Source organism: Nonomuraea sp. NPDC050556 (genome assembly GCF_044457355.1).
Lineage (GTDB): Bacteria > Actinomycetota > Actinomycetes > Streptosporangiales > Streptosporangiaceae > Nonomuraea.
On record NZ_JBITGU010000003.1, the window covers coordinates 686,505 to 697,830 of the forward strand.

Genomic DNA, 11,326 nt, shown 5'->3' on the forward strand with positions numbered 1-11,326 from the left:
CCCGTGACGCAGTGCCCTCGACCCTCGTAGATCGCATGAGGTTGCCCCTGGCCGACCGCGGTGGGCCTCCCGCTTGTAGCGAGAGGTCCCTTGGAAGGGAGGCGGCACGATGCGCGCGGCGGTGCGGTCTGATGTGGGAAGCGGTCGGGTGGCACGATGCGCCCCGTGTCGGAGCTGGGCCGTCCGATGCGCAGGGTGATGGGCGGGTGGTTCACCGGTGAGGTGGTCCCGTGCGCGGGAAAGCAAACGGGGTGCAACGTTTGGGTGGGGGTCGCGCGTAATAGTCGGTGAGGATGGCCGACAGTGAAGGCGAGCGATGCGCGACAGAGCAGACTTCGAGCGATACGTGGAGCAGCGCTCCGACCGCCTGCTCAGAACCGCCTACCTCCTGTGCCGAGACTGGCCCACAGCTGAGGACCTCGTCCAGACAGCCCTGGCCAAAGCCTGGTTCGCCTGGCGCAGAGTAGGCGAGAACCCCGACCCGTACGTCTACCGCATCCTCACCAACACCCACGCGAGCTGGTGGCGAAGACGCTGGCGAGCCGAGGTCCCCACCGAGGACCTCCCCGACGTCCCCCACGACGACGACCCCACCTCCCGCATAGGCGCCAGAGACGCGCTCAGGACGTGCCTGGCAGCCCTCCCGAGCAGGCAACGCGCCGTCATCGTGCTCCGCTACTTCGAGGACCTCCCCGACCAGGCCATCGCCGAGGTGCTCGGCTGCTCGGTGGCCACCGTACGCAGCCAGGCCAGCAGAGCCCTCGCCAAGCTCCGCCTGGACCCGGCCGCCACAGCCGCGACCCACGCAGGGGGATAGATGACCACCACGGAACGCGACCTACGAGACCTCCTCGAGCAGGACAGCGCGGACGGCCACCACAGGGGCGTGACCGTCGCCGATGTCGATGCCCGGGTGCGCGGACTCAGGCGCAGGCGGCGCAGGACGCTGGGCGCGGTGCTCGTGGCGGGCGCCGCGGTGACCGTACTGGCCAACCTGCCCCACCAGCCCGTCGCCCCGGCGGACACGATGGAGACCGGCACCGCCATGGAACCCCCAGGCTTCCTTTCCGACAAGGTGCTCGTCAGCAAGTCCTTCCAGGAGGCGGGCAAGCGCGAGACCTTCACCTTCGTGACCGGGGGCCGCCGGATCGGCATCAGGCTCGACTGCCCGCGCGACTCCTACGCGATGGCGTGGGTGAACGGCCGGTTCATGCTCAACACCCCGTGCGGCCCGGTGGCGGAGGCCGCCGGGATCATGGCGATCACCAGCCCGCAGGGGACGGGCCGCAGTACGGTCACCGTCGCCGTCGTGCCCCGGACGTCGGCGGGCTCGGACTCCCTCACGAGCGCCGAGGCGGACGAGCTGGTCGCGTGGGCGTCCGCGTACCCGGCGAAGTGGTCGGTGACCATCATGGAGGACAGTTTGGTCAGGTGCGACCAGCCGATCGTGATCGTCGATCCGGGCAGCGGGCAGCAGATCCTGTCTCAGAAGTGCCCGTCGTAGCGAAGCGCCTGCTCCGTGTGGTGCTCGGCGATGCCCAGCATGAACGCGCGGTCGGGGAAGTCGCCGTCCAGCAGCCGCAACGGCCCGGCGACCAGCGACAGGTGCATCGCCAGCCGGTAGAACGCGAGCCGCGCCGGGTCGAGCCCCGGCGCGCAGAGCTGGTCGTAGTGCTCGTGGAAGCGCATCTCCAGGAAGACGTGCTCCCACTCCACGTCGAAGAAGTGCGCGCCCTCGATGTCGATGAGCACCGGTTCGCCCTCGTCGTTGACGATCACGTGGTCGGGGCCGAGCTCGCCGTGGATGTAGCCGTGCTCGTCCCGCGGGGTCACGGCGGCGAACAGCTCGCGCAGCCGCGCTTCGAGGTGGGCATGTGCCCACTCGATGCGCTGCACCCGGCGGGCGGCCTCGGCGAGGTCCGCCAGCGCCCGTTCCAGGACGATCTGCTCGCAGGGGCGTTCCACGGGTCCGCGGTGGGCGTGCATCTTGCCGATCGCCTCGGCCAGCCTGGTCAGGGCCGGTACGGCGGCGCCGGTGCCGAGCAGCTCCTCCAGCTTCTCGCCCCGCACGTCCTCGGCGAGGACGGCGTTCTCGTCCCGATCTACGTAGTACACCTTGGCCACCCGCACGCCGAGCGACGCCAGCAGCGCCTGCCTGGAGACGAACGCCTCCAGGTCCTGCCCCTCCTGCTGCTCGGGCCAGTAGTTCTCCTCGGGGCTCCACCGGTACAGGATCGCGGAGGAGCCGTCGTCGAGGTGGAGGCGATAGACGCCCTTCTTGGTGCCGCCGCGCAGCCTGTCGATCTTCACCGCGGCAGCTTACGCGGCTACCACCTGCCGCTGCGCCTGGTTATAACGCTCCAAGAGGACGTCGACCAGCTCGGGCGCCGGGCCGAGGACGTCGGCGACCACGTCGGCGCCGCTCGTGCGGGCCACCTTGTCGGCGAAGTAACCGGGTGCCAGGAGGTACGGCGCGACCGCCACCCTCGCGGCGCCCTCCGCGCGCAACCGGGCCACCGCCTCGGCGGGCGTCGGACCGGCCGCCGACGCGTAGGCCGCCGTGGCCCCCCATTCCGCCGCCATCCGGGCAATCACCGCGTTCGCCCTCGGGTCGCTTGAACCGGCGGAAACCAGCACGACCGCGGTGTCATCCGTACGGACCACGCCTGCCTCGGCCAGCCGCCGCTCCAGAACGTCGAACATCAGCGGATGCGGCCCCAGCGTCGAGCCGTAGTGCACGACGGGCTGCCCGGTGGCCGCCCTGACCTCGGCGATCGCCGCTGGAAGATCCACCCGGCTGTGGTAGGCCTCGGTCAGCAGGAGCGGGAGCACCACGGCCTCGTCCAGCCCGGCGAGCGCCTGACGCAGCCGCGGCCCCTCGTGGTCCAGGTACGCCGAGCGCACGACCAGGCCGGGGCGGGCCTGCCGTACCAGCGCCAGCAGGGCCTCCACCGTCGCGGCGGCGCGCGGGTCACGCGACCCGTGCGCCACCGCGACGAGTGGTGCGGGTGAAAGCCGCACACCCGCGGAGAACCCGGCTGCCACCGGGATGCCTACAGATGAATGCCGCATTCCGTCTTCCCCATGCCCGACCAGCGGCCGCTGCGCGGGTCCTCGCCGTCGGCCACCTGCCGCGTGCAGGGCGCGCAGCCGATCGACGGGTAGTTGTCGTAGTGCAGCGGGTTGATCAGCACGCCGTTGTCCGACATGTAGTTGTCGACGTCGTCCTGCGTCCACGCGGCGATCGGGTTGACCTTGACCATCTGCCGCTTGGCGTCCCATTCGACGACCTTCGTGCCCGCGCGGGTGGCGGCCTCGTCGCGGCGGATCCCGGAGATCCACGCGAGGTACGGTTCAAGCGCCCGGTTGAGCGGCTCGACCTTGCGCAGGTAGCAGCACAGGTCGGGGTTGCGGCCGAACAGTCGCGGGCCGAGCTCGCGCTCCTGCTCCTCGACGGTCCGCGACCCGGTCACGTTGATCACGTTGACGTCATAGACCTGCTGTACGGCGTCGCGGGTGCCGATCGTCTCGGCGAAGTGGTAGCCGGTGTCGATGAACAGCACGTCGACGCCCGGCTTGACGCGGCTGACCAGGTCGATGAGGAGCGCGTCGCTCATGGACGAGGTCAGGCACAGCCGGTCGCCGAACGTGGCGGCGGCCCAGCGGATGATCTCCCTGGCGGGGGCGCCCTCCAGGAACTCTGCGGCGGACTCGACGATGGCCTGCAGGTCGAGCGCGCCGCGCTGTTGCCTTAACCCCAGCTCGATGTCGACGAGGGTGCTCATGAGGCCTCCTTCGTCGGCCTCACGAGCAAGCTGCTGTGCTTATTGATGCCCTCACTACGTTCGGTCATATCTTGACTCCGATTCCGAGGAACTTCAGCTTGAAGGCGCGGGCGCAGGCGCGGCAGTACCAGCCGCCGTCGCCCTCGTAGGGCTCCAGGTCCTCGTCACCGCAGTAGGGGCAGTGGAAAGGAACCGCGCGAGAGGTCACTTGAGATCACCCTCGTCCGCTCGCTGGACCCAGTCGGCGAAGGTCTCGCCGTCCTTCTTCTGAGCCTCGAAGTGCGTCACCACCCGCTCCACGTAGTCGGGCAGGTCCTCGGCGGTGGTCTTGAGCCCGCGCACCTTGCGGCCGAAGCCGGGGTTGACGCCGAGCGAGCCGCCCAGGTGGATCTGGAAGCCCTCCTTGCCGTCGACCAGCTGGCCCTTGAGCCCGATGTCGGCGGTCTGGATGCGGGCGCAGGAGTTGGGGCAGCCGTTGACGTTGATCGTCAGCGGGTCCTTGAAGTCGGGCAGCCTGGCCTCGAGCTTGTCGATGAGCTGTACGGCTGTCGCCTTGGTCTCGACGATCGCCAGCTTGCAGAACTCGATGCCGGTGCAGGCCATCGTCTGGCGGCGGAACGTCGAGGCGTTGACCTGCAGGTCGTTCGCCTCGAGGTCGGCGACCAGGGCGTCCACGCGCTCGGGGGCGACGTCGAGGATGACCATCTTCTGCTCGACGGTCGTCCTGATGCGGGCGGAGCCGTGGCGCTCGGCGAGGTCGGCGATCAGGTGCAACTTGTCGCCGCTGAGGCGGCCCACCTTGGGGGCGAAGCCGACGTAGAAGTTGCCGTCCTTCTGCGGGAACACCCCGACGTGGTCACGCCGGTTGCCGCGCGGAGTGTGCGGGGCAGGGCCGTCCGGGAGGGTCTCCTTGAGGTATTCGGTCTCGAGCACCTCGCGGAACTTCTCCACACCCCAGTCGTTGACCAGGAACTTGATCCTGGCCCGGTGCCTGAGGCGACGGTAACCGTAATCGCGAAAAATCCCGATAACGCCGCCGTAGACATCGGCGACCTGGTCAGGACGGACAAAAACCCCAAGCCGCTTGGCGAACATCGGGTTCGTCGACAGCCCGCCGCCGACCCACAGGTCGAACCCCTTGTCCCCCTCGGGCGTCTCGACCGCCACGAACGCCACGTCGTTGATCTCGTGCACGGTGCAGTGCGCCGGGCAGCCGCTCACCGCCGACTTGAACTTGCGCGGCAGGTTCGAGTACGCGGGGTCGCCGATGAACCGGTCGTGCACCTCGCGGATCTGGGCCGTGCCGTCCAGGATCTCCTCCGACTCGATCCCGGCCAGCGGACACCCCAGGATCACCCGCGGGGTGTCGCCGCACGCCTCCGTCGTCGACAGCCCGACGGCCTCCAGGCGCTTCCAGATGTCGGGGACGGCCTCGATCTCGATCCAGTGCAGCTGGATGTTCTGGCGGTCCGTGACGTCCGCTGTGCCCCGGCCGTAGTCGTTGGCGATGTCGGCGATCACCCGCAGCTGCTCGAGGCTCAACTGTCCGCCGTCGATGCGGACCCGCAGCATGAAGTAGCGGTCGTCCAGCTCCTCCGGCTCGAGGATCGCGGTCTTGCCGCCGTCGATGCCGGGCTTGCGCTGCGTGTAGAGCCCGTACCAGCGCATGCGCCCGCGCAGGTCGGCAGGGTCGATCGAGTCGAAACCGGCCTTGGAGTAGACGTCGATGATGCGCTGGCGGACGTTCAGGCCGTCGTCGTTCTTCTTGTTCTCTTCGTTCTTGTTGAGGGGCTCGTGGTAGCCGAGCGCCCACTGGCCTTCGCCGCGCGGGCGCTTGTGATGCCGGCTGGCTGGGGTGGTCATTGCGCGTCCTTAGGTTATGGGCGCGCGTGGCCGACCTCCTGCCTCGTCATCGAGTGCAGGGGTGGTGACCGGGGTGGGGTGCGACGCGCCCAGCTTCAAAAAGGGAAGGGGTTAGCGGGCGTCGCAACAGATGGCACTGCGGACACGCTGAAGATCGACGTGGCGTCGACCTACGAGCATGGGGTCCGCTGGCATGCCTTGAACGATACCCCGACAGTCCGGGATGTCCAAGAAGAGGTCCACAGTCTGGACTGTGGACCAGCATGGGCCTGCGCGCTCCACGCTCCGGGCTGGCCTTATTGGGGCGCCAAGCCCCGCAAACCCCCAGCCGGGCGGCCCCCCAGCCCCCGGACCGCACCTTCGAGAGGGAGTGGAATGCGCTGGTGCCTCCGGGGAGCTGGTATCGGGGGTTCGCGGGCTGACGAGATGCCTATGGCTGCGTGGTCCAGGGGCGGAGTTTTTCCGGGTTGCGTACTGCCCAGATGTGTTTGATGCGGTCGCCGATCATCTCGAACGCCGCCACCGTCACCGCCACCCCGTCCCGCTGCGCCACCAGCCCAGGCTGGCCGTTCACCGTACGCTCCACGATCGTCAGCTCCGACGCCTTCCCCGCCAGCCCCACCAGGTAGCGGGCGATCTGCGCGCTGCCCGAGATCGGGTGGAGCCCGGCGCTCACCAGGCCGCCGCCGTCCACCGTCGCCGTGGCGTCCGGGTCGAGGAGGGCGATGAGGGACTCGATGTCCTTCGCCTCCCAGGCCTGCTTGAAGTCACGCAACACGACCGACTGCCGCGCCGCCGGGGTCGTGAGGGGCTGGGCGGCGCGGATGCGGCGGCGGGCCGAGGAGGCCAGTTGACGGCAGGCGGCAGGGGTACGGCCGACGATCTCCGACACCTCGGCGAAGGTGTGGCAGAAGACGTCGTGCAGCACGAACGCGACCCGCTCTGCCGGGGTCATCGCGTCGAGCACGACGAGGAACGCCATGGTGACCGATTCGTCCAGGGTGACCCGGTCGACGGGGTCGGCCGCGGTGCGGTCGGGCAGAGGCTCGGGGATCCATTCGCCCACGTAGCTCTCGCGCCGCACCCGGGCGGAGCCGAGCAGGTCGAGGCAGATACGGCTGGCGACCTTCGTCAGCCAGGCGCCCGGCGACTCGATGGCTTCCCGCTGCTCCCTTGGCATGCCGTACCAGCGGGCGTAGGTCTCCTGGACGACGTCCTCGGTGTCGGCGAGGGAGCCCAGGAGCCGGTAGGCGAGGTTGATCAGCTGGCGCCGCTCGCTCATGATCGCGCTCAGGCTGGGCTCGGATCGGTCGGTCATGATCGCGGCGTCTCCCTCGGTCGTCTGCGCCCTCATCTGTCCGACGAGAGAGCCCGCCGAACTGTGAGGCCTGACATTCCTCCGCGTCGCGTCGTCGGACTGGTGAGACACCCACGAGAAAGGACGCCATCATGACGATCGAGTCGCGACTGCCGGACCTCACCGAGCAGTTCCCCGAGCTGGCGGCGCTGTCGGGGGCCGTGCACAAGGCCACCAGGAGCGGAACCGTCCCGCCGACCACGATCAGCCTGGTGCAGTTGCGCGCCGGGCAGATCGTCGGCAGCACGTACCACACCATCCGGCTGACCGACGCTCTGCGGAAGGCGGGGGAGTCCGAGGAACGGATCACCGCGGTGGCGACCTGGCAGGACGCGCCGTATTTCACCGACGGGGAACGGCTGGCGCTGGAGCTGGTGGAGGCCGTCCTTACGGCGAACCCGTACGGCGAGCGCGTCTCGGACGAGCTCTTCGCCAGGGCCTCGGCGCATTACGACGACAAGGAGCTCTGGACCCTGACCGTGGCGATCGGCCACCTGTGCCTGTTCATCCCGGTGGCCCTGATCGGCAAGCCCATCCCGGGCCGCCCCCCGGGCAAGAACTACACCAAGCGGTGACACCTCAGCCGGTCCAAGTGTCGAGGTCGAAAGCGACGTCGGCGAGGTGGATGGTCCCGACGTCCGGGTCGTCGAGCAGCTTGCGCAGGTCGGCGAGTTTCCAGCGGTCGAAGACGAGCCCGTACGTGACGCCCTCGTCGGCTGCGCCCTTGAGCGAGCCGTACGCCAGCTCGAACTCCTCCAGGTCGTCGTTCTCGTCGAGCAGCCCGACCCATCGGCGGAACTCGGCCAGCGCCCGCTCGGGCTCGGTCTCGCACTGGTAGGCGAACTCCGCCCAGTCGTCTTCCCGGGTCATGTCGCGGTTCCAGACGATCGCGTTCAGTGAGGACGGGTCGCTGGAATCGTCGTAGAAGGACGGTTCGTAGATGTAGGCGACATCGTCGCCCCCGCAGATCTTGTGGCGGCGGCCGAAGGCGACGAGCTGCTCGGTGGTCATTTTGTGGGCGAACTCCACGACTCCGACGCCGACGAGTGTCGGCGGAAGCCCGTCGAGGGTCGCTCTGGCCCGGCCGTCGCCGGGTTTCGCCTCCACGGAGTCGATCGCGTCGGCCAGGCTGCCGGACGGGCCGTCGAGCAACGGGGCCTGGACGGTGCCGAACAGGCCTTCCACGATCTTGTACTCGGTCGTGCCGTCACTGGGACCGGCCCGCCGCGGCTCGCCCCGCATCGTGAAGGTCGTCACCGGGAGCCTTCCCGAGTGGGTGTATCCGTGCGACAGGCGCTTGTCGGGGTTCGCGATACGGGCGGCCGTGCCGTACACCTGAGCCGTCCTGTCGCCCACGTCGACGAACACCTCCAGCGCGCGCTCGCCGACGGTGAGGGTCAGCAGCAGCGCCGCGGTGACGGTCAGGACCTTGACGACGGACCTGGCCACATACGACCAGTCGGGCTCTCTCCCGTGGATCACCATGCGCTCCCGTGATCTCTCGCAAATCAGGTAGAGCGCACCATAGCCCCAGCGGTCCTCAGCCCTGGCGGGGCCAGTCGAGGGGGGACTCCTGCGGGGTTTCCTCCGTCTGGTGCTGGCAGTCGCACCAGGAGCCGCCTCTGCAGTCCTCGTGCTGTCTCTTCTTGCACTCTTCGCAGATCACCTGTCAAGTATGTCCATGAGTCTCATCGACGAGCTACTGACCGACCTGCGCGCCGAGACCGCTGACCTGGAAAGCCTTCCCATCGGGCCGCGCGACTGGGAGCGGGCCACTCCGGCTGAGGGGTGGATGGTTCGGGATCAGATCGGGCATCTGGCGTTCTTCGACGAAGCGGCCACTCGGGCTGTGGCGGATCCGGTCGGGTTCCGGGGGGCGTTGGCGGGGCTGACGCCGGACTTCGTCGACCTTCAGGCGGACGAGGCCAGGGCGTTGCCGGTGCAAGGGGTGCGCGAGTGGTTCAGGACGGCTCGGGGGACCATGCTGGAGACCTTCGCGACGCTGGGGGTCAAGGATCGGGTGCCCTGGTACGGGCCGGACATGTCGGCTGCTTCGTTCATTACGGCGCGGCTCATGGAGACCTGGGCGCACGGGCAGGACATCGCGGATGCGCTCGGTGTGCGCAGGACGCCTACGGCACGGCTCAGGCATGTGGCGACGATCGGGGTCAGAGCTTTGCCGTACGGCTTCGCCGTACGTGGGCTGCCTGTTCCGGTGGAACCGGTTCGGGTGGAGCTCGTCATGCCGGACGGTACGCCGTGGGCTGCCGGGCCGGAGGATGCTGCGGACACGGTCAGGGGGCCGATGCTGGACTTCTGCCTGCTGGTGACGCAGCGGATCCACCGGGACGACACGGCGCTGGAAGTCTCCGGGGAGACGGCTGCGGCGTGGATGGGGATCGCGCAGTGTTTCGCGGGTGGGCCGGGTAAGGGGCGGCAGCCAGGGGGAAGTCAGGGGGATGCCGGATGATATTGGCTGACGATGCCTGACATGCTGGATGTATGCGGACAATCCTTAACGTCATCTGGTTGATCTTCGCCGGGATCTGGCTGGCGATGGGATACGCGCTCGCCGGCGTCATCTGTTGCATTCTGATCATCACGATTCCGTTCGGTATCGCTTCTTTCCGGATCGCGGCTTATGCGCTGTGGCCGTTCGGGCGGACGGTCGTGCGGGACCCCGACGCGGGGATCATGTCGACGATCGGGAACATCATCTGGTTCGTGGTGGCGGGGGTGTGGCTGGCGATCGGGCATGTGATCACGTCGATCCCGCTGTTCATCTCGATCATCGGGATTCCGTTGGGGATCGCGAACCTCAAGATGATCCCGGTGTCACTGCTCCCGCTGGGCGCCCGCATCGTCGACAACGACTAACAGGCGAGTGGGGGACGGCTGAGCTCCCCGAAGGGGTGGCCATCGGCGGGGGCTGGGCAAAGGGACGCCGAGCCACCGCCCCCCGCCACGCGGCCGTGGGTGAGGGGCGGGATGGATGGGCGGTCTGCCCCCTGCCTAGCGCCTCTCCCACGCTCCCGAGACCCCGCTCCCGGCACGCGAGGCCCACGCTCCCGAGACCCTGCTCCCGAGACCCTGCGCTTGGGGTTGCGGCTTCAAAAGGACTCTTGGGGTGGGGGTTGGTCAAGGGGGATCTGTCCGAAAGTCAGGAGAGAAATGGTGGCTTTCGGGAAAAGTGTGCCTTGAGCGGTCTTTCGGGTAGCCGACACGTCGTGGCATTGTCCGAGTCATAAGCTGTCCCGAAGACCCGCTCCCAATACCGTTGGTTGCCATGACGTCCACCGAAGCGCCCGCTCGGCGGCCGAAGACCAAAAGGTCACGGCTGCTGATGCGCGATGCCAGGGCCAGGCTCACCTGGCTCCTGGACACCCGTTCCTGGGCCATCGTGCGCGCCACCACGAACGCGGGCGTCACCTACCGCGTCACCGGTCTCGCCGGAGAGGCCGCCTTCTTCGCCCTCCTGTCCCTCCCGCCGTTCGTCCTCGGCCTCATCGGCGCCCTGGCCAAGCTCGGCACGTGGATGGGCACGGACAGGGTCGACGAGGTCAAGCGGTGGGTGATCCACCAGGCCGGCCTGCTGTTCACCGACTCGGCGGTCAACGGCGTCGTCACCCCGCTCATCAACGACGTCCTGCGCGACGACGCCAGCAAGGTCTCGCTCATCTCCCTGGGCTTCCTGCTGTCCCTGTGGTCGGGTTCCCGTGCGCTGTACGTCTACGTCGACCTCATCTCGGTGTCGTACGGCCTGGGCGAGGAGCGCGGCATCATCAGGACCAGGCTCATGTCCTTCGGCCTCTACGTCGTCGGGCTGATCATCGGCATCATCGTCATGCCGGTCCTGGTCATCGGCCCGACACTCCTGAAGGACGCCCTGCCACCGCAGTACGGCGTGCTGATCGACGTGCTCTACTGGCCGGTCGTCATCATCGGCTCCGTCCTGTTCCTGACGGTGCTCTACCACGTGAGCGTCCCGGTGCGGACGAAGTGGTACCGCGAGCTGCCCGGCGCGATCCTGGCGCTCTTCCTGTGGATCATCTGCGCCGCCGCGCTGCGTGCCGTACTGGCCGCCTGGATCTCCCCGGTGTCCATCTACGGCTCGCTGGCCGCCCCGATCGCCGTCCTCCTGTGGCTCTACATCACCGCGCTCGCCGTCCTCATCGGGGCCATCCTGAACGCCGAGGTGGACCGTCTGTGGCCGGTGGACGGCACAACCCGCGCAAGCCGTACGGTCACCACCTGATCTGTCGGCCGAGGACCTGTGCTTGACTTCCTCCTCCTGTGCGTCGTCAAGAACGTGCTCATCACA

Annotated in this window: 14 protein-coding genes; 6 read left to right on the forward strand and 8 right to left on the reverse strand. The window is 68.5% G+C overall.

The window, feature by feature from the left end; all coding sequences use genetic code 11:
• Window positions 1-316 precede the first annotated feature (316 nt).
• Both ACIBG8_RS32300 and ACIBG8_RS32305 read left to right on the forward strand, forming a co-directional pair.
• Complete coding sequence (locus ACIBG8_RS32300; protein WP_397346820.1) at window positions 317-817, forward strand: SigE family RNA polymerase sigma factor; 501 nt, start codon at window positions 317-319, stop codon at window positions 815-817.
• Window positions 818-1,504, forward strand: a complete 687-nt coding sequence (locus tag ACIBG8_RS32305; RefSeq protein WP_397346821.1) for a hypothetical protein — start codon at window positions 818-820, stop codon at window positions 1,502-1,504.
• On the opposite strand, the gene ACIBG8_RS32310 is transcribed toward ACIBG8_RS32305, so the two are convergent.
• From ACIBG8_RS32310 to sigJ, 7 genes are all read right to left on the reverse strand, one after another.
• The gene (locus tag ACIBG8_RS32310; RefSeq protein ID WP_397346822.1) at window positions 1,486-2,310 is read right to left on the reverse strand and encodes a phosphotransferase family protein; all 825 of its coding nucleotides are present in this window, start codon (window positions 2,308-2,310) and stop codon (window positions 1,486-1,488) included. The two genes, ACIBG8_RS32305 and ACIBG8_RS32310, sit on opposite strands and share 19 nt — an antisense overlap.
• A gap of 9 nt (window positions 2,311-2,319) precedes the next feature.
• Window positions 2,320-3,072 carry a sirohydrochlorin chelatase gene (locus tag ACIBG8_RS32315; protein WP_397346823.1) on the reverse strand — a complete coding sequence of 251 codons (753 nt, stop codon included), beginning with the start codon at window positions 3,070-3,072 and terminating at the stop codon, window positions 2,320-2,322.
• Entirely contained in the window at window positions 3,054-3,785 is a 732-nt protein-coding gene (locus tag ACIBG8_RS32320) for a phosphoadenylyl-sulfate reductase (protein WP_397346824.1), read from the reverse strand. The genes ACIBG8_RS32315 and ACIBG8_RS32320 overlap by 19 nt, the downstream gene beginning before the upstream one ends.
• Before the next feature lie 64 nt (window positions 3,786-3,849).
• Window positions 3,850-3,993, reverse strand: coding sequence for an Insertion element protein (locus tag ACIBG8_RS32325; RefSeq protein WP_397346825.1), 144 nt, complete (start codon window positions 3,991-3,993; stop codon window positions 3,850-3,852).
• A complete protein-coding gene (locus ACIBG8_RS32330) occupies window positions 3,990-5,648 on the reverse strand; it encodes a nitrite/sulfite reductase (RefSeq protein WP_397346826.1) in 1,659 nt (552 codons plus the stop codon). Before ACIBG8_RS32330 ends, ACIBG8_RS32325 begins: the two co-directional genes overlap by 4 nt.
• 111 nt (window positions 5,649-5,759) lie before the next feature.
• On the reverse strand, window positions 5,760-5,843 hold the full coding sequence (locus tag ACIBG8_RS32335; protein ID WP_311132608.1) for a putative leader peptide: 84 nt from the start codon (window positions 5,841-5,843) through the stop codon (window positions 5,760-5,762).
• Window positions 5,844-6,078: 235 nt separating this feature from the next.
• Window positions 6,079-6,966: an RNA polymerase sigma factor SigJ gene (gene sigJ, locus ACIBG8_RS32340; RefSeq protein WP_397346827.1), complete on the reverse strand. Its 888-nt coding sequence runs from the start codon at window positions 6,964-6,966 to the stop codon at window positions 6,079-6,081.
• A 131-nt stretch (window positions 6,967-7,097) separates the two neighbouring features.
• Here sigJ and ACIBG8_RS32345 point away from each other — a divergent pair, with 131 nt between their 5' ends.
• The gene (locus tag ACIBG8_RS32345; protein ID WP_397346828.1) at window positions 7,098-7,580 is read left to right on the forward strand and encodes a carboxymuconolactone decarboxylase family protein; all 483 of its coding nucleotides are present in this window, start codon (window positions 7,098-7,100) and stop codon (window positions 7,578-7,580) included.
• Between the two features lie 4 nt (window positions 7,581-7,584).
• Here the strand turns inward: ACIBG8_RS32345 and ACIBG8_RS32350 are convergent, their stop codons facing one another.
• Entirely contained in the window at window positions 7,585-8,490 is a 906-nt protein-coding gene (locus tag ACIBG8_RS32350) for a hypothetical protein (protein WP_397346829.1), read from the reverse strand.
• A 196-nt stretch (window positions 8,491-8,686) separates the two neighbouring features.
• Here ACIBG8_RS32350 and ACIBG8_RS32355 point away from each other — a divergent pair, with 196 nt between their 5' ends.
• The 3 genes from ACIBG8_RS32355 to ACIBG8_RS32365 all read left to right on the forward strand — a co-directional run bounded on the left by ACIBG8_RS32355 (window position 8,687) and on the right by ACIBG8_RS32365 (window position 11,260).
• Window positions 8,687-9,475: a TIGR03084 family metal-binding protein gene (locus ACIBG8_RS32355; protein WP_397346830.1), complete on the forward strand. Its 789-nt coding sequence runs from the start codon at window positions 8,687-8,689 to the stop codon at window positions 9,473-9,475.
• Between the two features lie 32 nt (window positions 9,476-9,507).
• On the forward strand, window positions 9,508-9,882 hold the full coding sequence (locus ACIBG8_RS32360) for a YccF domain-containing protein (protein WP_397346831.1): 375 nt from the start codon (window positions 9,508-9,510) through the stop codon (window positions 9,880-9,882).
• A gap of 409 nt (window positions 9,883-10,291) precedes the next feature.
• Window positions 10,292-11,260: a YihY/virulence factor BrkB family protein gene (locus tag ACIBG8_RS32365; RefSeq protein WP_397346832.1), complete on the forward strand. Its 969-nt coding sequence runs from the start codon at window positions 10,292-10,294 to the stop codon at window positions 11,258-11,260.
• The last annotated feature ends 66 nt before the right edge of the window (window positions 11,261-11,326 follow it).